Raw genomic sequence first — 21,857 nt, 5'->3', positions numbered from 1 at the left:
AGAACATTTAAACGCTTTTGACAAGCTCTTAATGGTCTTTGGCCGACCTCCATGTGCCACTCACCAGCGTCCAGAGCGGCTCAATGACCTTGATCACGACCGGAACCAGGATCATGCCGAGGGCAAGTCCGAGAATGCCGTCCATGGTCGCTGTGGCGAACCAGGCCAGGAAGCCTTCGGCCGTGCCGATGGAATGCGCAAATCCATGGGCCAGATCGTGAATGGTGTCGTAGAGGCTTTTCACTCCCAGGTCTTTCAGCCCGTGAATGACGATGGATCCGCCGACCCAGAGCATCGCGGCCGTGCCGACAACCATGAGGAGTTTCATCAGCCAGGGCATGGCCTTGACGATACCGTGACCAAGGCCGCGAACAATCGAAAGCGCCCCCTTCTGCGCCATCATCAGGCCCATGTCGTCCGCCTTGACGATCAGCGCCACCGAGCCATAGACCATGACCGTGATACCGATGGCGACAACGGCGAGGGTCGCCGCTTCCATCCAGATGCTGCCATCCGGGATCTCGGACAGGGCGATGGTCATGATCTCCGCCGAGAGGATGAAATCGGTCTTGATCGCGCCGGCGACTTTCTGCTCTTCGAGATGGGTAGGATCCTGCACGAGATCCTTCGGCTGGTCCGCATCGACATGATGCGGGCTGAAGATGTGGATGATCTTCTCCGCGCCCTCGAAACACAGATAGCCGCCACCGATCATCAACAGAGGTGTGATGATCCCCGGCAAAAACGCGTTTAACAGCAGACCGATCGGCAACAGGAAAATCAGCTTGTTCTTGAGCGATCCCTTGGCGATGCGCCAGACGATCGGAAGCTCCCGGGCCGGATGAAAGCCGGCAACGTATTTGGGTGTGACGGCTGCATCATCGATCACCGCACCGGCAGCCTTCGATCCGGCCTTGGCGGCCTGGCCAATCACATCATCGACGGAGGCCGCCGCCACCTTGGCAATGCCGGCGACATCATCGAGAAGGGCAAGTAGTCCGCTCATGCGCGCTCCAGAATCATCTTCATGCTTTGGGGGAACTTAGCCTGATTTTGCGACAAGCCAAATGCGGAAAGACCCAGTGCCCGGTCCAGCCGGAATTTTCCCTCTGGCCAACCGCAGCGCCGCCTTCCATTGTGCCGATCAACACACGCCAAAGCCGGAGACACCGTCATGAAAATCCTTGTGTTGCTGGGATCCGTACGCGACAGCACGCCGCCACGTCCGGCCAGACTGGGAGAGCGGGTCGCCCGCGCCTGTGTGGAACAGCTGGCGAGGCAGGGTCACGCGGTGGAGCTGATCGATCCGCTGGAGCTTGAGCTCGATGCCGTCTTCAAGCCGCAGTTTGCCTATGCGGCGGGCAAGGCGCCGGAGGCTCTGGACAGGCTCGCGCATAAGATCGAAGCGGCAGACGGCTATGTCATGGTGAGCCCGGAATATAATCACTCCATGAGCCCGGCGCTCGCCAATCTGCTAAACCATTTCGGCGCCTCGCTGTTTGCCTTCAAGCCAAGCGCCATTGCCACCTATTCCGCCGGTCAATGGGGCGGCGCACGGGCGGCGGTCAACATGCGCACCTTCCTGAGCGAACTTGGCTGCCTGCCGGTGTCCGCCATGATCCATGTGCCGAAAGCCCAGGAGGTCTTCACCGAAGACGGCGGTTATGCCGAGGATGTCGACGCCGGCCGGTGGCAGACCTATTTCGCGCGCACCTTCGACCAGCTTGTCTGGTGGGGCGAGGCTGCCGCGCGGCAGCGCCAGCAAGCGGCCGGAACCGGAGCCTTTGCCAAGGAGCCGTCCCAGCGCAACGCGCCGTAGAGAGGCATGCCGGTCGCGCGTTAGCGGTTCAACTCTTCATAGAGATCCCGCCACTCAGGATTAGAAGCCTCGATTGTCCTGATTTTCCAGTCACGGGGCCAACGTTTCAGCCGTTTCTCCCGGCGGATGGCTTCTTCGGGCGTGAGGTAGGTCTCGTAATAAACCAGCCGAAAAACATGATACCGCCGAGTGAAGGAGCTGCCTTGCCCGTCCCGGTGTTCATGAATGCGCCCGGCGAGGTCATTGGTCACGCCCGTGGAAAATGTTCCATGCCTGCGGCTCGCCAACAGGTAGACATAAAACGCCATCCCCTAGTGTGAGCGGCATTGGATCCCCGCACAAGGCGGGGATGACCGCTTTTCTTTGAAGCAGTTTTATCACTCAAATCTGATGTGACGAGCTTAAGTCTGGCGCGGTGAGAGGCAATTCCTTGCCCCATTCTCAGTCGTCATCCCCGCCTCCGTGCGGGGATCCAATCCACATCGCGTCAGATGACGGTCTAAGGATCAAGGTTCCAATGTGCAGGAATGCGGCAAGTGGGATCCTAGTTCACGTTGCTATAAAAACGTTCCGAACTAGGGGCCTGCGCTTCGTGATGATCAACTGCTGTTCCCCCGCCAAATAGCAAAAAAGAGCACTCCCGAACGTAGTACTGTCATTCTGATAGAGGCCCCAAGATCCCACTTGATGTCGATGATGGTTTTGAGAAATCTCCTAACCTTCGCACTTCATTTGGATTGAAACCAGCTCTCTTGATAGAATTGGAGATCCGCTCTTCTACCCAATCAGCACTTTCTTTTAGTAAGTCTAGTGAGTTACGGCCTTTATAATGGCCTTTTCTCATGATGAGAACCGACTGCATATCTTCAGGTTTTGAACTTAATAATGAAATTTTTGGAGGATGATAATTGCCATCGTCACTTAGCCATTGTTCGTATGCTGCCCATTGATATTCATGAATAATATTATTTCGCTCCTTCTGTAAAAACTCCCAAAATATCGGGTGAACGTCTTTATCACGCTTGATTTGGCTCCACTCAAATTTGAGAGAGTTTCGGATGTCCTCATTGATACAGCTATTAGAATCAACTTTGAAAAGGTCGATGGAGCTCCGTAGCAATGTGCATGTTCCTATCCAAATTACTTTCCAATCAGAAACTAAAATATTTTCAGTCGCAAGGTACTTCTCAAGATGATCTATCCCATTTCGACCATCTGAGTAAGCACGGTATGAATTTAAAAAATACTTCACGGGTACATATCGATTTCGATACTCTGCCAAGACTGTCATGTTTTTCTCTAGCTAACTTGCTCGACTATGATCGAAGATTAAATCTAAACACTTCAAGAGGACAAAAAAAGCCGCCCAGAGGGCGGCCTTTCGAAATGCGGGTTGCGGCTGAAGATCAGACGCGGCGTTCGACCATCATCTTCTTGATCTCGGCGATGGCCTTGGCCGGATTGAGGCCTTTTGGACATGCCTGAGAGCAGTTCATGATGGTGTGGCAGCGGTAGAGGCGGAAGGGGTCTTCCAAGTTGTCCAGACGCTCGCCGGTGGCTTCGTCGCGGCTGTCGATGAGCCAGCGGTAGGCCTGCAACAGAACGGCCGGGCCGAGGTAGCGGTCGCCGTTCCACCAGTAGCTCGGGCAAGACGTGGAGCAACAGGCGCATAGGATGCACTCGTAGAGACCATCCAGCTTGGCACGGTCTTCGTGGGACTGACGCCACTCCTTTTCCGGGGCCGGCGAAACCGTCTGCAGCCAGGGCTCGATGGAGCGATGCTGGGCGTAGAAGTTGGTGAGATCAGGCACCAGATCCTTGACCACCGGCATATGCGGCAGCGGGTAGATCTTCACCACATCGCCGGCGACTTCATCCGTGCCCTTGGTACAGGCCAGGGTGTTGGTGCCGTCGATGTTCATGGCGCACGAGCCACAAATGCCTTCGCGGCAGGACCGGCGGAAGGTCAGGGTCGGATCGATCTTGTTCTTGATGTAGATCAGGCCGTCCAGAACCATCGGACCGCAATCGTCGGCATCGACGAAATAGGTGTCGACCCGCGGGTTGCGGCCATCATCCGGATTCCAGCGGTAGATGCGGTACTCACGCAGGTTTGTCGCGCCGGCAGGCTTGTCCCAAACCTTGCCTTCCGTCACCTGGGAGTTCCGGGGAAGCGTCAGCTGAACCATTTTTCATCGCTCCGCGTTTGGGCCCTGGATTCGCGTCCGGGCCGCTTAAATCACCGATCTTTAGCTTGCGAGCTCAAAGACCGTATTGTCATGTGTCGATCCGGCTGCGCGGTATCCGAGGGCTTCCAGTTCGGAAGTACAATCCTCGGCCCAATGCGGCCGGCAGTTTGTTTCAAGCATGATGACACGGGGCCAAAGCGCCCGGTCCGAATTGCGCAGGAAAGGCAGGACCACACGGTCCTCGAAGCCTTCCACGTCCACTTTCAGAACATCGATCCGGGCCAGGCCCTTGTCGGCAACCACATCTGCCAGCGGACGCACGGCAACATCTTTCGGAGACCAGTCGCCAGCCCATTCGCCGGTGGTCAAATCCTCGACCAATGTGGCAAAGCCGCAGTTGGTCGGCTCGGACCACAGTGACAGGGTGCCGGCCTTGTCACCGATGGCAACTTCCGCCAGCTGCACCTTGCCAAGGTCGTTGGCCGTCAGGTTGAAGCGCAGCTTGGCCGCCGTTTCCGGATTGGCTTCCACGGCTAGAACCTCGGCGCCGCAATGGGCAGCAAAAAGTGCATAGCTGCCAATGTTGGCGCCGACGTCGACGAAGACAGAACCCGGGGCCAGATAAGGCTGGAGCAACTTGTGCTCGGCCCGCTCCGGGAGGCGCCCCTTGGCCAGAATCTTGCGGTCGTCGTAGTTCTGACCCGGATAGATCCGGAACTTCAGACCATCGGCTTCCGTGTCATAGGGACCCTTAAACAGATGTGCGACCAGAGCACGGATGCGCTTGCGCAGGGAGGCCGACAGATCGTGATGATCCGCCAGCTTCCACGCATATCGAACCAGCCCTTCGACCTTGTAGGTGCCGAAGGGGCTGACCGTGTCCGTGAGGGTCGCCTGTGCGCTCAAGGGTTCCGCCGCTCCTTAGTAGACACGCGCTTTCGGCGCGATCTTCTTGGGGTCGATGCCGCCGTCCTCGAGCTTGGTCAAGGGTTCGGTGACGACTGCGCGGTAGTCGAGCTTGACGTTGCCGGCTTCATCTACCCACGAGAGGGTGTGCTTGCGCCATTCATCGTCATTCCGACCGCCGAGCGGACCGTCCTTGTAGTCCTCGCGTGCATGGGCGCCACGGGATTCCTTGCGGGCCTCCGCGCCGTAAACCGTGGTGATGGCGTTGGCCATCAGGTTTTCCAGCTCGAGGGTTTCGACAAGGTCCGAGTTCCAGATCATGGAGCGATCGGAGACCTTGAGGTCCTTCATCTCGCCCCAGATCGCACTCATGCGCTTGCAACCCTGCTCCAGGCTTTCCTGGGTCCGGAAGACGGCTGCGTCCTCCTGCATGGTCCGCTGCATCTTGTCGCGAAGGTCGGCCGTCGCGATCGAGCCGCTGGCATTGCGCAGACCATCGAAGCGATCCATGATTTTCTCACAGGAGGCTTCACTCGGGGTCGGCACGGCTTCCTTGGGATCAACCACTTCAGCAGCCCGGATCGCAGCCGCGCGGCCGAAGACCACAAGGTCGATGAGGGAGTTGGAGCCAAGACGGTTCGCGCCATGAACGGAGGCACAGCCGGCTTCACCCACGGCCATCAGGCCAGGCTGGATGCGGTCCGGATTGTCAGCGTTCGCGTTCAGCACCTCGCCCCAGTAGTTGGTCGGGACGCCGCCCATGTTGTAGTGAACCGTCGGCAGGACCGGGATCGGTTCCTTGGTCACATCAACGCCTGCAAAGATCCGCGCGCTTTCCGAAATGCCCGGAAGACGCTCGGCCAGCATGGCCGGATCCAGGTGATCCAGATGCAGGAAGATGTGATCCTTGTCCTTGCCGACACCACGTCCTTCGCGGATCTCCATGGTCATGCAGCGAGAGACAACGTCACGTGAGGCAAGGTCCTTGGCGGAAGGCGCATAGCGTTCCATGAAACGCTCACCTTCGGAGTTGACCAGATAGCCGCCTTCGCCGCGAGCACCTTCCGTAATCAGACAGCCGGAGCCATAGATGCCGGTCGGGTGGAACTGAACGAATTCCATATCCTGCATCGGCAGGCCCGCACGGGCGACCATGCCGCCGCCGTCACCGGTACAGGTGTGGGCGGAGGTTGCCGAGAAGTAGGCCCGGCCGTAGCCGCCGGTGGCCAGAACGACCATCTTGGCGGAGAAGCGGTGGATGGTGCCGTCGTCGAGGTTCCATGCGATCACGCCCTGGCAGACGCCGTCTTCCGACATGATCAGGTCGAGCGCAAAATACTCGATGTAGAACTCGGCGTTGTGGCGCAGGGACTGGCCGTACAGCGTATGCAGGATGGCGTGACCTGTCCGGTCTGCCGCCGCGCAAGTGCGCTGCACGGGAGGGCCGTCGCCGTAGTTCTGCATGTGGCCGCCGAAGGGGCGCTGATAGATGCGGCCATCCTCGGTGCGCGAGAAGGGCACGCCGTAGTGCTCCAGCTCGTAGACCGCCTTGGGCGCTTCACGGGCCAGATACTCCATGGCGTCGGTGTCACCGAGCCAGTCGGAGCCCTTCACCGTGTCGTACATGTGCCATTCCCAGCTGTCCGGCGTCATGTTCTTGAGCGAGGCAGCGATGCCACCCTGTGCCGCAACAGTGTGGGAACGGGTCGGGAAAACCTTGGTGATACAGGCCGTTCTCAGGCCCTGCTCGGCCATGCCGAGGGTGGCGCGAAGACCTGCGCCGCCAGCGCCGACCACCACCACGTCATGGGTGTGTTCGACGAATTCATATGTCTTGGCCATTCGGGTCAGCCTCCAAAGCCGATCTTGAGCACGGCGAAGATTGCGCCGAAGCCGATGAGGGCACAAAAGAAGATGTTGCCGATCAGGAGAAGCACCTTGATGCCCTCTCCGTGGACGTAATCCTCGATGATCACCTGCATGCCCAGTTTCATGTGGTAGACGCCGGAGAGGATCACCAGCAGCATCAGGATCGCGACAAGCGGATTTCCGAGCGCCTTGACCGTTCCCTCATAGCCAGCCCCTTGCAGGGAAATGACGAGGATCACAAAGAAGGAGATCAGGAAAACGTTGGCAACAGCGGTCAGACGCTGCTTCCAGAAGTGGTCCGTGCCCTCCTTGGCAGAGCCAAGGCCGCGGACCTTGTTGAGGGGCGTGCGCATATCAGTCATGTCAGTCTCCCTCAGCGAACGATGTAGCCGATGATCCAGAGGACCACGGTCAGAACGACGGAACCGATGATCGTGGCTCGCGCCATCCACTCTCTCGCCTCGGCACCGAAACCGGCGCCCATGTCCCAGACGAAGTGGCGCAAACCGCCAAGCATGTGATGCACCAGGGCCCAGGTGAAGCCGAACAGGATCAGCTGCCCGATAATCGAGCCGAAGACCTCACTGACGAATTCGAAATAGGCCGGGCCGGCAGCGGCGGCAACGAGCCACCAGACCATCAGGATCGTCCCGAAATAAAGGGCCGCACCGGTGATGCGGTGCAGGATCGACATGACCATCGTCAGGATCGGCTTATAGATCTGAAGATGGGGCGACAGAGGGCGATTGCCCTTCAGGTCGGCATTCGACATGGAATATCTCTCCCGTACGACGCCATCTTACGTTCACGTAAGCGTAAGCAATTCAAGGCGTTGTCTAGAAGGGTTCTAGCGCCAACACCTCATCTCGTCAAAGCATCCTAAGGGTGAATGTTAAACGAGTTCTGCGCTTTCTCGCGAAATTTGACGGTGTGGGAGACTGTTTTCGCTGATTTTTCAGACTTCAACCGTTTCAGTTGTGCCAAAGGTTTTTGTGAGGCTGGCAATTTTTCGAGTGGAAATGTCCGCGTTTCATCGCCAAAGCCGGTCAAACACCGTCACATTTCGCGATGCAGGGCAGTATGTGCGTCAGATGGGCGCATTCGCCTGCACCCGTTTGAACAGATGCATCATGAAAATTGTTGCAAAAATCGGTGTCACCAGGTTGAGGATCGGCACTGCAAGAACTCCTGCAATCACAAGCCCGCCCATGAAGACCGTTCCACTGCGCGCCTTGCGCAGTCGCTTCGCCTCGGCAACCGGCATGAATCGGGTTGCGGCGAATTCAAAGAATTCACGGCCAAGCAGGTAACCATTGACCACAAAGAATGCGACCAGATTGATCCCCGGAATCAACAGCAGGAACAGGGCAAAGAGGTTGCCCAGAAGAACAATGCCGGTGAACTTCAGCGCCAGAACAATGGACGGGATCACCGCCATGGCCCTGCCCGGCGCGTCCTGCGGATAGTCTCGCGCCTCTACGATATCGGCGATCTCATCCTGAAAGAGGCCGGCGAAGAGCGCCGAGACCGGCGCGATCAGAAACCCGAGGCCGATGACGGCACCAATGCCCGTCAGGATCGACAAGGCCGTTTCCAGCCAGGGATAAGGCAGCTCGACGAAGCCCGCGACCAGCCCCTGAAGCGCGATCCAGATCACCACGAGAACGGCCAGCGTGAACCCGAGCATCTTCAGAAAGATCTTGCGAAACTGCGGCTCGAAGACCTGGGACATGGCACGGGAGGCAGCAGCGAACATGGGCACTTTCAACGGTTTGTGATCAGTGCCTTCGAGATAGGGGGGATGACGGGACGGTGCAAGGGATAGCGAGGGTATTGCGAAGAGCTGGCGACGATTTTGCCACAGGCGGGTTCGAGGTCATCTGTCTTTGCATCGATCGATACCAGGCACCGGGAAAACCTGCTATAGGCATTTCCACGAACATGACTTTGAGGGGTTCTGTGGCGATTTCCGATTTCAAATCTCAGGCGAGATCTTTGAAGCGCTTGGCCGGCGCGGGTATGGTGGGAGCGGCGGCAATGTTCCTGACCGCCTGCCAGAGCGTTCCGAACACGCCGCAGTCGAGCTATCTGAACGAGATCAGCCTGGCGCAGGTGGACGTCGATTTCTCCAATGCGGAACGACCTCTGCTCGTCTCTGATCTGGATGGGGAAATCAGCGAGAGCGTTTCCGGTGGCTCCACGCTTGGCGCCCTTGGCACGCGTTTCGGCCTGACCAATCAGCAAGGGCGACAAGCGGCTCTGGAAACCGCCATTGCCGCCAACGTCAAACCGCACGTGGAAGACGCGCTCAAGCCGCTGATGACCGGCACACGCCCGGTTCGCGCCGTCGTGACTGTCAAATCCGTGTTCATCCGCAGCCGCTTCGGTCTGCAGCAGCTCACCGGCACCCAGGTTTTCGTCGACGGCAAAAAACGGCCGGATAACCCGCAGTTCGTAGCCGGATTGACACTCTATGATATGGACACAGGCCTGCCGTTCCGAGAGGTTGAACCGATCAGCCGCATCGACGACGGGGCGATCACACTGGCGGGCGGCCCGGAAAAGGGACCGACATACGGAAAATCCAATCGCCTCAATCAGCTCATCTTCGAATATGCCCAGGCAGCGGCCAATGCACTGCAGCGCAAGGCTGGAAGTTCGGAATTCACCATACCGGCCAGCGAGGGTGACACGAAAACGATTTGGGAAAGCAGTTCGACAACGACCTACTGATCGTTCGGAAACCGGCTAAAACCGCGTGCGGGCCTTGAGGGCCTGGGCGAGCGTGCCCTCGTCGAGGTAATCAAGTTCGCCGCCGACCGGCACGCCATGGGCCAGCCGCGTGATGCTGACATCAAGGCCGGCAAGCTGGTCGGTGATGTAGTGGGCGGTGGTCTGCCCCTCGACCGTGGCGTTGATCGCGAGGATGACTTCGCTGATCGTTTCCGCCCGGCAGCGCTCAACCAGACCCGCGATGTTGAGATCATCCGGACCGATGCCGTCGAGCGGCGAAAGCGTTCCTCCCAGCACATGGTAGCGCGCATTGATCGCTGCGGCTCGCTCCAGCGCCCAGAGATCGGCGACATCTTCCACCACGACCAGCGTGGCCTGATCCCGGCGCGGATCGGCGCAAATGGCGCAAGGATCTGAGGTGTCGACCGTTCCGCAAGTTGAACAGACGCCAATCTTGTCTACAGCAACGCCCATGGCTTCTGCCAGGGGAACCAGAAGCTGGTCTTTCTTTTTGATCAGATGCAGGGCTGCCCGGCGGGCCGATCGCGGACCGAGGCCCGGCAATTTCGCCAGGAGCTTGATCAGCTGTTCAATCTCGGGGCCTGCAACCTTGTTCTGCGACATGTCTCGTTTTGCTCGTTAAAGAAGCCGACGTGTACTAGATCCCCGTCCTGCCGCTGTGCGGCAAACCGGGAAGACAAATTGCAGTCCTTGGCAAGAAAGCTATCGCCCCGGCTCGCCGATCCCGGATCAAGCCCGGGAGGGCGACGGTGAGGATCTGCGCAAGCTTTGGATCAGAACGGCAGCTTCATGCCGGCCGGAAGGCCCATCCCACCCATGAGTTCCTGGGTCTTTTCCTGCATCATGGCTTCAGCCTTGATGCGGGCCTCATTGTGAGCTGCAATGATCAAGTCTTCGAGGATCTCGACATCGTCTTCCTTGAACATGGATGGATCGATCTTCAGGCTGCGGATTTCGCCCTTGCCGGCGATCTTGATGCTGACCATGCCGCCACCGGAAGTGCCTTCGGTCTCGATTTCGGAAAAAGCTTCCTGCAGCGAGCCCATCTGCTCCTGCATCTGCTTTGCCTGCTTCATCATCTTGAGGAAGTCCATTGTCCTCGTGCTCCGTGTCTATTGTGCCAAAACCGCGCGTCGCGGCGTCTGTTGCTTGATATGGGCCTTAGTCGGGCTGCCGGTAAGAGGCAAACTAAATCTCGTCGGTGTCATCGTCGCCCAGCGCTTCGGCCAGCAGGGGATCGGCCAATTCCGGATCCTCTTCCTCACTCTCCTGAACGCGCACATCGACGACCTTCGCACCGGGGAAGCTGCTCAGAAGCGCCGAAACCGTCGGATGCGAACGGGCGTCGGACAGCAGCTGCTCCTGGTTGGCGACCTCTTCTTCATGGATCGTCGGACGCCCCTGGGTGCGGCTGACGCTCACAATCCAGCGCGTCCCGGTCCATTCGGTCAGCTTTCGGCCGAATTCGCCGGCGATGTCCGCCGATGCATCTTCAGTCGGCTGGATCTCGATCCGGCCCGGCTCGAACTTAACCAGACGCATCTGGCGCATGATCGCGACCTTCATGGGGATGTCGCGCTTTTCAGAGGCGAGCGCCACACAGTCACGCAGATTGGCGAGCACGACCTTGGCGACGGCCGGTTCAGGCTCCGCCTGCGGTTCCGGACGAATGATCCGCTGCGGGGCAGCTTGCGCGGCCACCTGACCAGCGCCGCCTGCAATCGCCTCCAGCCGCGGACGGCCGAGCGACGTGGTCATGATAGCACCCGGCCCGCCGTTGCCGCCCGAGGCAGGCCCGGACTGAGTGTGTCCGGACTGCGCCTGCGCTGAAGGTCCCGAGCCCGAAGGTCCGCCCTGACCGGCAGGTGCGCCGCCTCCAGCAGGTACAAGTCCGCCGCTGCGCAAAAGCGCGAGGGCATCGCCCGGATCGGGCAGATCTGCCGCATAGGCCAGACGCACCAGAACCATATCGGCCGCAGCCAGCGGCTTGGGCGCACTCTGAACCTCCTGCACACCCTTCAGAAGGATCTGCCAGGCCCGCGACAACAGCCGCATGGAGAGCTTTTCGGCGAACTCATGGCCACGCACCCGTTCTGTCTCGGTGACGGAAACATCATCCCCCGCCTTGGGGACGATCTTCAAACGCGTGACCAGATGGGTAAAATCGGCAAGATCGGTCAAAACCACAGCCGGATCCGCGCCAACCGCATATTGGGCCGCAAGCTCTTCCATGGCCGCAGCGATGTTGCCACTCATGACGTGTTCAAAAAGGTCGATGACCCTGGCGCGGTCCGCAAGACCCAGCATCGAGCGCACATCCGGCGCCTCGATCGCGCCCGCGCCATGGGCCATGGCCTGATCCAAGAGAGACAGGGAATCACGCGCTGAACCTTCGCCCGCGCGGGCAATCAGCGTCAGGGCCTCATCGGTGATCTGGATGTTTTCCGCGTCAGAGATCCTGCGCAGCAGGCCAACCAGCTTGGGCTGATCGATCCGGCGCAGATCAAAGCGCTGACAACGGGACAGAACCGTAACTGGCACCTTGCGGATTTCGGTGGTCGCAAAGATGAATTTCACATGCTCCGGCGGCTCTTCCAGGGTCTTCAAGAGACCGTTGAAAGCCGCGTTCGACAGCATGTGGACCTCATCGATGATGTAGACCTTGTAGCGCGCCGTGGCGGGACGGTAGCGGGCCGCGTCGGTGATCTCTCGAATGTCGTTGATGCCGGTGTGGGAAGCGGCATCCATCTCGATTACATCGACGTGGCGGCCTTCCATGATTGCCTTGCAGTGGCTGCCTTCCTGCTCGAGGCGCACCGTCGGTTTGTCGGCAACGCCAGGCACTTCATAATTCAGGCCTCGGGCGAGAATACGCGCGGTGGTCGTCTTGCCGACACCGCGAACGCCGGTCAGCATCCACGCCTGAGCAATCCGGCCGGTGTCAAACGCGTTCTCCAGGGTCTGAACCATGGGTTCCTGACCGACCAGATCCTCAAAGGTCTGGGGCCGGTACTTGCGGGCCAGAACGCGGTAGGCACTGTCTTTGGAAGCTGGGGCGCCTGCCCCCTCTCCCGCTGTCGGAAAGGCAATATCATCCATGGGCGCACCATACCGTCTTTTGCGCAGAGCTGTCGCGGCTTGGCGACAACTTTTTTGTGCAAGGCTCCACCAGCTTCCACAGACGGCTGCGTCAGGCGCCGATCGGTCCATGCACGCGCTGCGTCAAAGCCACATGCAGGCTGACATTTCATGCGAAGAATGAGGGGAAGTAGGTGGAAGGCTGGCACGATGACCCGTGCCGGATCTCGTTAGGGCTGCTTCCTTCCGGACCTGACCCGGTTGGCGAGTGGCTCGTCCACCACCAACCTTCCGAGGCCCTTATATCAGGAGAAGGGTGGCTCTTGGCAAGAGGCAAGACAAAGTTTGTTTGCCAGACGACCGAATTGGGTGTCTTATCTCGGCCCTTCCTCTGGCCTGATGGCCTTCACCGTCAGATTTTCCTTTGACCGAAAAGCCTTTCATGACACGCGATCTGCTTGCCCTCGACGACCTGTCACCGGAATTGCTCCTCTCTCTAGCCCGACGCGCCGAAGTTCTCGCTCAGGCCTGGGCTGAACGGCGGATGCCGCAATCACTTTCAGGTCGGCGCATCGGTCTGATCGTCGACGATGCCGGTTGGCGCAACACATCTGCTCTGGATCTTGGCATCCAGGTCATGGGTGGTCATTGCGTCAAGCTGCCGATTTCCTTCGCCGGTGGCGAAACGCTGGAAGACCTGGCGGGATATTTAAACAACTGGGTCGAACTTGTGGCTGTCCGCACGCCTCTCCTACGGCGCCTACGGGCTTTCGCGGAGGCCGCACCGTTTCCGATCATGAACCTCAAAACCAAGATCAACCATCCTTGCGAAACTCTCGGCGACCTGAGCTACCTGCATGCCCAGCGTGGTTCTCTGGACGGCCTAACCGTTGTCGCCGTTGCGCCCATCGGCAACATCCTGCAGTCCTGGGTCGAAGCCGCAAGGGTGCTGCCGATCCGTCTCATTCAGCTCTATGATACAAATTATCTCATGAACGAGGATGAAGCGACGGTGGGCTCGATCGAGACCACCGACAGCATGTCCGCCATCCGCGAAGCCGATGTGGTCATCACGGACTGCTGGCCCAAGAACACCAACGACGCGCTCTTGCGCCGCTATCAGGTCACGGCAGCGCATCTCGACACGATCCGACCGGGCGGACACTTCATCCCTTGCCCACCAGTCAGCCGTGGCCGTGAAGTCTCGATAGACGCCATGCTTCACCCGACGTTTGCAGCGACTGCGGCAAAGGCCTATCTGATGCATGCTCAAAATGCCTATCTGGAGTGGGCCTTGAACAACAAATGACCTTGTGTTCGGCGGTCGCGATTTCAGCGGCATTTTCCTGCCAAGGCACTATACTCCATTTGCAATTGGGATCTCATGAGTACGGACCGAGCCAACATGATTGCCTTCGACCTGAACCCGCGCCTTGAAGGCGACAGCCATCCTGTCAGTGACCTTGAGCTTTGCGCGGTCCGACTGATGAAGGATGCCAATTACCCTTGGCTGCTCCTCATTCCTCGCCGCAAGGACCTCATCGAGATCATCGACCTGGCGCCCGCCGAACAGACCAAATTGATGGAGGAGACCGGCAAGGTCAGTGCAGCCCTCAAGGCCGCGACGAATTGCGAAAAGCTGAATGTGGCTGCCATCGGCAATGTCGTTTCCCAACTTCATGTCCATGTGGTTGCACGGTTTCGCGAGGATCCTGCCTGGCCAGCACCTGTCTGGGGCGCCGTTCCGCCGGTGCCTTATGAGGGCACCAAGGCCAATGACCTGATTTCTGCCCTGCAAGAGGCACTCGCCGAGTAGGACACAAGAGCAATTCAGCCACTTAATCCCAGCAAGCCCGCAATCCGGCACGTCTGCCGGCTTCAGCAAGTCAAGGACCCGACCGCATGACGGCCACCGATCGCACCCTGCGCCCACCCATGAGTTTTGTCGACAACACGATTGATCGTCAGTCGACCAAACGGACAGATGCGGCCTGGATCGAAAGCCGTCTTCAGGCACCGGATGCCGGAATTGTTCTGTCCACGGCGACGCAGCTGATACTGGATACCTCCGGACCCGTAAACATGCGCCACACTTTGGAAAAAGCGCTGGAGCTTGGTGCCTTGCGGGAGGAGATGGTCTTTCTCGGGCAAAATCCTGACGGCAGTAACCCGCTTTTTGCCACTTGCATCGAAATGAGCGACGAGGAGATCGAGCTGCTCGAAAACCTCACGCCGATTGATCTCAGGACCCTTGCGATCCAGGGAGACCTTTCTGCTGAAGACACAAGCGTTCTGGCCCAGGCCCGTGCGATGATCCATTGGCACCGGACACACAAGTTCTGCTCGCGTTGCGGACACCCCTCGAACCTTGCCGATGCCGGCTATCGGCGCGAATGCCCTTCCTGTGGCGGACAGCATTTCCCACGCACGGACGCTTGCGTGATCATGTTGATCATCGACGAGAATGACCGCGCTCTTCTTGGCCGCCCTCCCAGACTGCCGGAAGGCATCTTCACAACGCTGGCAGGCTTCATGGAGCCGGGTGAAACAGTTGAACAGGCGGTTCGTCGCGAGACCATGGAGGAAGCGGGCATTTCCGTGGGAGACGTCTGGCTCCGGTCAAACCAGCCCTGGCCATTTCCTTCCAATCTGATGCTCGGTTGCTACGGCAGGGCCACGTCCAGCGAGATTTACCTGGAGGATGATGAACTCGAAGCCTGCCGCTGGTGCGACCGGGCCGAGGTGCAACAGATGATCGACGGCACACATCCCAATGGCGACAAGATTCCACCTTCCATTTCCATCGCCTACCAGCTGATCACCGACTGGATGGACGGACGCACTTCCTGATCCCGACAGGACACCATGACCTTTTGCATTTACCTGACGCATCCACAGGTTCAGATCGACCCTGACGTCCCCGTGCCTGACTGGGGTCTTTCAGAGCTTGGCCGCCAGCGCGCCGAAGCGGCAGCGCAACTGCCCTGGGCCACATCGATCAGGTACGTAATCTCAAGCGCCGAGCGCAAGGCCATTGAAACCGGAAAGGTCTTTGCCCGGCCCTTCGGCTTACCGGTCACCCCGGTCGAGGTGCTTCACGAGAATGACCGGTCTGCGACCGGATTCCTGCCACCCGACGAGTTCGAGCAGGTGGCGGACCAGTTTTTCGCTCATCCGGATCAGAGCGTACGGGGTTGGGAAACAGCACGTGGCGCACAAAAACGGATTGTCTCCGGGATCTTGGCCTGTCTGACGGATATCGAGGAAAGCGAGCCAGTGCTCTTTACAGGGCATGGGGGTGTCGGCACCTTGCTGAAATGCCACTTGATGAATGTGCCGATTTCGCGGAGCCATGACCAATCCGGCGGTGGCGGGTGCTGGTACCGGTTCGAGAAATCGGACCTCTTGCAGCAAACGGCAACGAACCTTTCCTGGGAACGGTTATCTACGGAATAAATCGGGCGGAGGTTCAGCGGTTCACCTTGTCCATGTTACGATCATGGCACCATGATGCCGCATCCCGGAGCCTTTTCGTGAGCCGATTTTTTCCGACGATTGCCACCCTCGCCTGCCTCCTTGTCTCTCCAGTGCAAGCCGGAAAGCATGACGCGGAGTTCAGGCGCTTTCTCGAGGCCGACGTCAAACCGGCGGCCCAGGCTGCCGGGGTCAAGGAAGCAACACTCTCACGGGAGCTTCAAGGGCTGACACCCGACACCTCCTTGCCCGGCCTTGTGGGTCCCGGCGGTAAGGGAACCCCGCCCAAGGTCAATTTCCAGGCAGAATTCCGGGCTCCCGCAAATTACTTCAAGAACAGCCAGTTCAACGCACTGGTGCCGGGCGGCAGACGGCTCATGAAAAAGCACGCAAGATCCCTTGCCGCCATCGAGAAACGCTACGGCGTGCCCAAGCGGATCATTCTGGCGATCTGGGCGAGAGAATCGGGCTATGGCGGCGCGAAGATCCCCCATGACGCGATCCGCGTTCTGGCGACCCGCGCCTTCATGGGCCAGCGACGGGACTTCTTCAAGGACGAACTGATCGCAGCCCTGAAGATCCTGCAAAACGGCGATGTCTCACGCAAGGCGATGAAAAGCTCCTGGGGCGGCGCCATGGGCCAACCGCAGTTCATGCCCTCGAGCTATCTGAAATACGCTGTCGATTTCGATGGCGACAATCATCCGAACATCTGGGGATCCGACATCGACACGATGGCCTCCATCGCCAACTATCTGGCCAAACATGGATGGGTCAAAGGCCGCGACTGGGGCTATGAAGTGGTCATTCCGGACAGCATCTCCTGCGCCCTCGAAGGGCCGGACAATCGAACGTCCATCTCCAAATGGGTCACCGCCGGTGTGAAACGCGTCAGCGGCCGTCCATTCCCGGACCATGAGCTTGCACGCCCCGGCAATATCCTGATGCCCGCCGGGCGCTATGGACCCGCTTTCATTGCGACCGAGAACTTCTACGTCATCAAGGAATACAACGAGAGCGACACCTATGCGCTCTTTGTCGGGCATCTTGCTGACCGCTATGGCAGCAACAAGGGCTTTGCGGCTGCCTGGAAGCCGACGAAGAAGACGACCCGGGGTGCCGTCAGAACGCTGCAGCAGGCCCTGGAAGCCAAAGGGCATGACGTCGGCGGGGCGGATGGCCTCATCGGCTTCAAGACGCGCCGATCGATCGGAAAGGATCAGGAGGCCGGCGGCTATTTCCCGACCTGCTGGGTTGGCTAGTCAGTCTTCACCACTTCCCGGATCACGATCCGGCAAATCCCGCATCATGAGCCAGGCGAGGAAGCCGATGAAGGCGAAGGTTCCAAGGTTGAGAACCGTGTCGAGCAGATCACCGACGATCATGAGGTTTTCTCCTTTGCTGACGTGTTTTCCTCCGCCAGCGCCCGCAAGAGGCAGACCATCAACACCACGGTGATGAAGACAAACGGCAGGGCTCCCAGCGCGATCAGTTTTTTCACCGCGTCCATGGAACCGGACAGGATCATCGCGTAACCCAGAACGCCCAGGAGAATGCCCCAAATCAACCGGATGCGGGGCTTGGGATCAGGATCTCCGCCCGTCGAGAAAGTGCCAAGAACGAAGGCGGCGCTGACGACACTCGTGACGATGAACAGGAACGCCGCGATGATGGTGATGATCGTGGTCATCGCCGGGAACGGCATCCGCTCCAGCAGAGCGAAGGTCGCGCGCTCGGCGTTCGCGGCGGCCTGACGCGCCAGTTCACCGGTGCCTTGCAGGGTTTCAAAAAGTCCGATGCCGCCGAAGGCACCAAACCAGATCACCGAAAAGATCGTTGGTCCGATGAGAACCCCGAGCACGAATTCCCGGATCGTGCGCCCCCTGGAAATACGCGCGACGAAAACGCCGACGAATGGCCCCCAGGCAATCCACCAGACCATGTAGGTCAACGTCCAACTGTTGAACTGCTGCGCAACATGATTGTCAAAGAAGGTGAAGGTCTCGAAGCCGCGTGGAATGAAATTCGTCAGATACTGTCCAAACGTGCCCAGGATTGAATTGAGCAGGTATTCTGTCGGGCCGAAGATCACGACAAACACCACCAGACCAATGGCAAGCAGCATGGCCAGATTGGACAGCCGGGACATGCCGCTGCCAAGGTCGATCATCAGTGGGGGAATATAGCTTGCGACCATGACGGCAAAGACGATGCCGACCAGCCAGGGCCCTGCGCCCGAGCCCCCGACAAGCACATCCACGCCATCGGCCACCTGGAAGACACCCATGGCAATGGAGCCGCCAACGCCGATCGCTATGGCGACAATCGCCATGAAGTCTGCAAGCCAGCCCAGAAGACTGGCCCAGCGCTCGCGCGGAAAGAGATAGGTGACAGGAGCACTGACGAGCATCGGTGTTCCGCGCCGAAAGCTGAAATAGGCAATGACCAGGGCGGTCGCCCCATAGATGCCCCACGCGTGAATGCCCCAGTGAAAGACGGTTGTCACAAGCGCCTGTTCCGCCGCGACCGGGTCGATCGTGAATTCCCTGGCGAAATCAAAATGGGTCAGCGGCTCCGCGACGGCCCAGAACAGCAACCCGACGCCCATGCCGGCAGCAAAAAGCATTGCAATCCAGGACGCGGTGGAGAACTCTGGCCGATCGTCATCTGCGCCCAACCGAATGTCGCCGTAACGGGAAAAAGCCAGGCCGACACAAAAGAAAAGCATGCCGGTGACCGTCAGCATCAGGAACCAGCCACGGCTGCGGAAATATTCATCGACAATGACGGAGGCGACAGAGACAAGACCCGGTGCATCGACAACGCCCCAGACCGCAATGGCCGCAATCACGACCAGAGAAACAACCAGCAATGCACGTGCGGCAATCATGTGATGTCTTTCGTTTTAGGCGAGTTCACCTTGTTGACCGCAGCGACCTTAACCGCATCTGCCGCCACGTGGAATACGTGTGCTCGGTTGATTGATGTTATATAGGCAACCAGAAAAGGCTCAAACTGGCAACATTTGGAAAAGAAGTTGCCCCTTTGCGACGACTGTGATCGATTGCCTCTGTCTCTCAAAGTTTCACGGATTACATCTTGTTCAGAAAATATTTTGAAGCTCGCTATCGCCGTTTTTGGAAATCTGTCGCCAAAAGAACAAAAACAACTTTCTTGTATGATCATCCAAGGCACGGGCGGCGGCTGTTGGATAGTACAGAACCGACATCTCGAGAGCTATACGCAGGCTATAACTACGACGATGATGCCTATGAATTCGTCGAAGCGATTTCTAAACAAGATAGAATTACAACATTTATAGACATCGGTGCGAACTGGGGCGGCTACTCGCTTCTTGGCGCGAGATGTGGCGTCCCACGAATTGAGGCATTTGAGCCAAATCGCAAGGTTTTCGGTCTGCTTGCTTCGAACATCACGCTCAACGACAAACAAACCCAGATTCGCGCTTGGAATGTCGCCGCCAGCGATGAAAATAGTGAAAGCGAACTATTTTTAGACCCTCGTGCAACAGACGTATCGACTTTGACACCTGATGCTATGCCCGAGCGCTGGAACTACAGCCATCGGCAAAGCTGTGCTGTGCGGCGGCTAGATGATTTTCTGCCGATGGAAAATGAGACCTTGATCATCAAAATCGACGTCGAAGGTGCCGAGCTGAAGGTTTTCCGCGGTATGCAGCATATTCTGAAAACCAACAAAGCTCATATACTTGTGGAATTGCTAAAGGGCGATAATGCCGCCGAGACATTTTTGAATTCACTCGGGTTTGAGAAAAAAAGGCAATTCGGAACAAATACTTATTTCGCAAACTAAATCTGATGATGCAGCCGAGTTCCCTCGCCGGGGATGACGGATACGAGCCTCATAATCCAATGCCGTTCGAGTAAAGAAAGCCGGTTCAATTTGGATTGCCGAATAATATCGGCACGGCTCTTCCCAAAGCATCTATGCGGCTAAATTTCTGCTGTAATTCGCCGACCACTCGCAATTCGGTTGCAAGTCGTCTGCGTTCTTCCCACTCAAAACCGAAAAGACTTAGAAACTGTTTTCCGGACCAGGCTGTGCTGCATCATCCTTGAACACGGCTCGCAGCGGCTCTACTCACTCACCACGCCTTCCGGGGCGGTCTCCAGGTTGAAGGCGGCGGCCATGAGAGCCTTGGTGTAGGCAGTGCGGGGCCGATCGAAAATCTCTTCCGATACGCCGGACTCCACCACCTTGCCGTTGCGCATGACGACGACTTCATTGGCCAGGGCGCGAACAACTTTCAGGTCGTGCGAGATAAACAGATAGGCGAGATCATGTTTGCGCTGCAAGTCGCGCAAGAGGTCGACGACCTGGGCCTGAACGCTCATGTCCAGAGCTGACGTCGGCTCGTCGAGCATGACGAATTTAGGTTCAAGCACCATGGCACGGGCGATTGAGATGCGCTGACGCTGCCCCCCGGAAAACTCATGCGGGTAGCGGAAGCGGGTTGAGGCATCGAGCCCAACCTCCTCCAGAGCCCTAGCGACCTTACGATCGCGCTCCGCGGCAGTCAGATCAGGGAAATGGACCAGCAACCCTTCACCGACGATGTCCGACACGGACATTCGCGGGCTCAACGCGCCAAAGGGGTCCTGAAACACGATCTGCATGTCGCGGCGGAGCGGCCGCATTTCTTTCCAGGAATTTTCCTGAATATCTGACCCGTTGAAGGAGATCCGTCCGGTGGAGGAAATCATGCGCAGGATCGCAAGTCCGAGCGTTGTCTTGCCTGACCCGCTCTCGCCCACAATCCCCAGGGTCTGACCCTTGCGGACCTTGATATCGATACCATCCACAGCCTTCACATGGTCGACCGTCTTGCGCAGAAAGCCTCGCTTGATCGGAAACCAGACCTTCAGGTCATCGGCCTGAACCACAACGGGCCTGCTGTCATTCTGGACCGGTGGCGTGCCCTTCGGCTCGGCGGCCAGGAGATGGCGCGTGTAGGAATGCTGCGGGTTATCGAAAATCTCGGCGACCGGTCCCTGCTCGACAATCTCACCGCCTGTCATGACGCAAACCCGATCGGCGAATTTGCGAACGATGCCAAGATCGTGGGTGATGAAAAGCATGGCCATGCCGCGGGCGGCCTGAAGCTCCTTCAGAAGTTTCAGAATCTGAGCCTGAACCGTGACGTCAAGCGCTGTGGTCGGCTCGTCCGCAATCAAGAGATCCGGCTCATTGGCGAGGGTCATGGCGATCATGACGCGCTGTCGCTGCCCACCGGAAAGCTGATGCGGATAGGAGTTCAGACGGGTCTCAGGATCGCGGATACCAACCTGCGTCAAAAGCTCCAGAACGCGTTGACGTGCCTTGGTATCGCTCATGCCCTGGTGGATCTTGAGGACTTCCGCGACCTGCTTTTCAACACTGTGCAGCGGGTTAAGCGACGTCATCGGCTCCTGGAAGATCATGGAGATCTCGTTGCCGCGCACCTTGCGCATGGTCTTTTCATCCGCATGCAGCAGGTCTGTTCCATTGAACAACACCTTACCTGAGGGATGAGAGGCCGACGGATAGGGCAGCAGTTTCAAGACCGAGAGTGCCGAAACAGACTTGCCCGATCCACTTTCGCCCACCAGGGCAACCGTCTCGCCCTTGTTGACGGAGAAGGAGATCTGCTTGACCGCCAGGTTCTGCTTGTCCCATTGACCGAAGGCGACAGAGAGATCTTCAACGGACAGAAGAGGAGTGTTTGCTTGGCTATTCATGATCGCTCT

General features: G+C 58.4%; 23 protein-coding genes and 1 other RNA gene. 8 read left to right on the top strand and 16 right to left on the bottom strand.

Annotated features, from left to right (window positions below; genetic code table 11):
• Nucleotides 1–28: 28 nt before the first annotated feature.
• Nucleotides 29–1,006, bottom strand: coding sequence for a DUF808 domain-containing protein (locus tag ABJZ52_RS05895; protein WP_348189650.1), 978 nt, complete (start codon nucleotides 1,004–1,006; stop codon nucleotides 29–31).
• A 168-nt stretch (nucleotides 1,007–1,174) separates the two neighbouring features.
• Here ABJZ52_RS05895 and ABJZ52_RS05890 point away from each other — a divergent pair, with 168 nt between their 5' ends.
• Nucleotides 1,175–1,819: an NAD(P)H-dependent oxidoreductase gene (locus ABJZ52_RS05890; RefSeq protein WP_348189652.1), complete on the top strand. Its 645-nt coding sequence runs from the start codon at nucleotides 1,175–1,177 to the stop codon at nucleotides 1,817–1,819.
• A 20-nt stretch (nucleotides 1,820–1,839) separates the two neighbouring features.
• On the opposite strand, the gene ABJZ52_RS05885 is transcribed toward ABJZ52_RS05890, so the two are convergent.
• The 8 genes from ABJZ52_RS05885 to ABJZ52_RS05850 all read right to left on the bottom strand — a co-directional run bounded on the left by ABJZ52_RS05885 (nucleotide 1,840) and on the right by ABJZ52_RS05850 (nucleotide 8,539).
• Complete coding sequence (locus tag ABJZ52_RS05885; RefSeq protein ID WP_348189654.1) at nucleotides 1,840–2,127, bottom strand: GIY-YIG nuclease family protein; 288 nt, start codon at nucleotides 2,125–2,127, stop codon at nucleotides 1,840–1,842.
• Between the two features lie 347 nt (nucleotides 2,128–2,474).
• Nucleotides 2,475–3,110 carry a hypothetical protein gene (locus ABJZ52_RS05880; RefSeq protein ID WP_348189656.1) on the bottom strand — a complete coding sequence of 212 codons (636 nt, stop codon included), beginning with the start codon at nucleotides 3,108–3,110 and terminating at the stop codon, nucleotides 2,475–2,477.
• Nucleotides 3,111–3,225: 115 nt separating this feature from the next.
• Nucleotides 3,226–4,008, bottom strand: coding sequence for a succinate dehydrogenase iron-sulfur subunit (locus tag ABJZ52_RS05875; protein WP_153770374.1), 783 nt, complete (start codon nucleotides 4,006–4,008; stop codon nucleotides 3,226–3,228).
• Nucleotides 4,009–4,068: 60 nt separating this feature from the next.
• A complete protein-coding gene (locus tag ABJZ52_RS05870; protein ID WP_162858375.1) occupies nucleotides 4,069–4,914 on the bottom strand; it encodes an FkbM family methyltransferase in 846 nt (281 codons plus the stop codon).
• A 15-nt stretch (nucleotides 4,915–4,929) separates the two neighbouring features.
• On the bottom strand, nucleotides 4,930–6,756 hold the full coding sequence (sdhA, locus tag ABJZ52_RS05865; RefSeq protein WP_348189659.1) for a succinate dehydrogenase flavoprotein subunit: 1,827 nt from the start codon (nucleotides 6,754–6,756) through the stop codon (nucleotides 4,930–4,932).
• Nucleotides 6,757–6,761: 5 nt separating this feature from the next.
• Nucleotides 6,762–7,145, bottom strand: coding sequence for a succinate dehydrogenase, hydrophobic membrane anchor protein (gene sdhD, locus ABJZ52_RS05860; RefSeq protein WP_348189661.1), 384 nt, complete (start codon nucleotides 7,143–7,145; stop codon nucleotides 6,762–6,764).
• 11 nt (nucleotides 7,146–7,156) lie between these two features.
• The gene (gene sdhC, locus ABJZ52_RS05855; protein WP_348189663.1) at nucleotides 7,157–7,555 is read right to left on the bottom strand and encodes a succinate dehydrogenase, cytochrome b556 subunit; all 399 of its coding nucleotides are present in this window, start codon (nucleotides 7,553–7,555) and stop codon (nucleotides 7,157–7,159) included.
• Nucleotides 7,556–7,870: 315 nt separating this feature from the next.
• Nucleotides 7,871–8,539: a sulfate transporter family protein gene (locus ABJZ52_RS05850; protein WP_348189665.1), complete on the bottom strand. Its 669-nt coding sequence runs from the start codon at nucleotides 8,537–8,539 to the stop codon at nucleotides 7,871–7,873.
• Nucleotides 8,540–8,778: 239 nt separating this feature from the next.
• On the opposite strand from ABJZ52_RS05850, the gene ABJZ52_RS05845 reads away from it, so the two are divergent.
• Entirely contained in the window at nucleotides 8,779–9,516 is a 738-nt protein-coding gene (locus tag ABJZ52_RS05845; RefSeq protein WP_348189667.1) for a hypothetical protein, read from the top strand.
• A gap of 15 nt (nucleotides 9,517–9,531) precedes the next feature.
• On the opposite strand, the gene recR is transcribed toward ABJZ52_RS05845, so the two are convergent.
• The 4 genes from recR to ffs all read right to left on the bottom strand — a co-directional run bounded on the left by recR (nucleotide 9,532) and on the right by ffs (nucleotide 12,907).
• On the bottom strand, nucleotides 9,532–10,140 hold the full coding sequence (gene recR / locus ABJZ52_RS05840) for a recombination mediator RecR (protein ID WP_348189669.1): 609 nt from the start codon (nucleotides 10,138–10,140) through the stop codon (nucleotides 9,532–9,534).
• A 170-nt stretch (nucleotides 10,141–10,310) separates the two neighbouring features.
• On the bottom strand, nucleotides 10,311–10,631 hold the full coding sequence (locus tag ABJZ52_RS05835) for a YbaB/EbfC family nucleoid-associated protein (RefSeq protein WP_153770362.1): 321 nt from the start codon (nucleotides 10,629–10,631) through the stop codon (nucleotides 10,311–10,313).
• Between the two features lie 94 nt (nucleotides 10,632–10,725).
• On the bottom strand, nucleotides 10,726–12,636 hold the full coding sequence (locus tag ABJZ52_RS05830) for a DNA polymerase III subunit gamma/tau (protein WP_348189672.1): 1,911 nt from the start codon (nucleotides 12,634–12,636) through the stop codon (nucleotides 10,726–10,728).
• A gap of 173 nt (nucleotides 12,637–12,809) precedes the next feature.
• Nucleotides 12,810–12,907: signal recognition particle sRNA small type (gene ffs, locus ABJZ52_RS05825), an RNA gene on the bottom strand.
• A gap of 150 nt (nucleotides 12,908–13,057) precedes the next feature.
• Between ffs and ABJZ52_RS05820 the strand changes: the two genes are divergently transcribed.
• The 5 genes from ABJZ52_RS05820 (at nucleotide 13,058) to ABJZ52_RS05800 (ending at nucleotide 17,351) form a co-directional block, all read left to right on the top strand.
• Nucleotides 13,058–13,924 carry an ornithine carbamoyltransferase gene (locus ABJZ52_RS05820; protein WP_348189674.1) on the top strand — a complete coding sequence of 289 codons (867 nt, stop codon included), beginning with the start codon at nucleotides 13,058–13,060 and terminating at the stop codon, nucleotides 13,922–13,924.
• A gap of 75 nt (nucleotides 13,925–13,999) precedes the next feature.
• On the top strand, nucleotides 14,000–14,431 hold the full coding sequence (locus ABJZ52_RS05815; protein WP_348189676.1) for an HIT family protein: 432 nt from the start codon (nucleotides 14,000–14,002) through the stop codon (nucleotides 14,429–14,431).
• An 86-nt stretch (nucleotides 14,432–14,517) separates the two neighbouring features.
• On the top strand, nucleotides 14,518–15,465 hold the full coding sequence (nudC, locus tag ABJZ52_RS05810) for an NAD(+) diphosphatase (RefSeq protein WP_348189678.1): 948 nt from the start codon (nucleotides 14,518–14,520) through the stop codon (nucleotides 15,463–15,465).
• Between the two features lie 15 nt (nucleotides 15,466–15,480).
• Complete coding sequence (locus ABJZ52_RS05805) at nucleotides 15,481–16,071, top strand: histidine phosphatase family protein (protein WP_348189680.1); 591 nt, start codon at nucleotides 15,481–15,483, stop codon at nucleotides 16,069–16,071.
• Nucleotides 16,072–16,148: 77 nt separating this feature from the next.
• A complete protein-coding gene (locus ABJZ52_RS05800; protein WP_348189682.1) occupies nucleotides 16,149–17,351 on the top strand; it encodes a lytic murein transglycosylase in 1,203 nt (400 codons plus the stop codon).
• On the opposite strand, the gene ABJZ52_RS05795 is transcribed toward ABJZ52_RS05800, so the two are convergent.
• Both ABJZ52_RS05795 and ABJZ52_RS05790 read right to left on the bottom strand, forming a co-directional pair.
• Nucleotides 17,352–17,474: a hypothetical protein gene (locus ABJZ52_RS05795; RefSeq protein WP_348189684.1), complete on the bottom strand. Its 123-nt coding sequence runs from the start codon at nucleotides 17,472–17,474 to the stop codon at nucleotides 17,352–17,354.
• Entirely contained in the window at nucleotides 17,471–18,979 is a 1,509-nt protein-coding gene (locus tag ABJZ52_RS05790; protein WP_348189686.1) for a BCCT family transporter, read from the bottom strand. Before ABJZ52_RS05790 ends, ABJZ52_RS05795 begins: the two co-directional genes overlap by 4 nt.
• Before the next feature lie 209 nt (nucleotides 18,980–19,188).
• On the opposite strand from ABJZ52_RS05790, the gene ABJZ52_RS05785 reads away from it, so the two are divergent.
• Nucleotides 19,189–19,923 carry an FkbM family methyltransferase gene (locus tag ABJZ52_RS05785; protein ID WP_348189688.1) on the top strand — a complete coding sequence of 245 codons (735 nt, stop codon included), beginning with the start codon at nucleotides 19,189–19,191 and terminating at the stop codon, nucleotides 19,921–19,923.
• Nucleotides 19,924–20,207: 284 nt separating this feature from the next.
• On the opposite strand, the gene ABJZ52_RS05780 is transcribed toward ABJZ52_RS05785, so the two are convergent.
• Complete coding sequence (locus tag ABJZ52_RS05780; protein WP_348189689.1) at nucleotides 20,208–21,848, bottom strand: ABC transporter ATP-binding protein; 1,641 nt, start codon at nucleotides 21,846–21,848, stop codon at nucleotides 20,208–20,210.
• Nucleotides 21,849–21,857 lie beyond the last annotated feature (9 nt).

The organism is Roseibium sp., assembly GCF_039982295.1.
Taxonomy (GTDB): domain Bacteria; phylum Pseudomonadota; class Alphaproteobacteria; order Rhizobiales; family Stappiaceae; genus Roseibium.
This window is presented reverse-complemented; position numbering and strand designations above follow the sequence as displayed.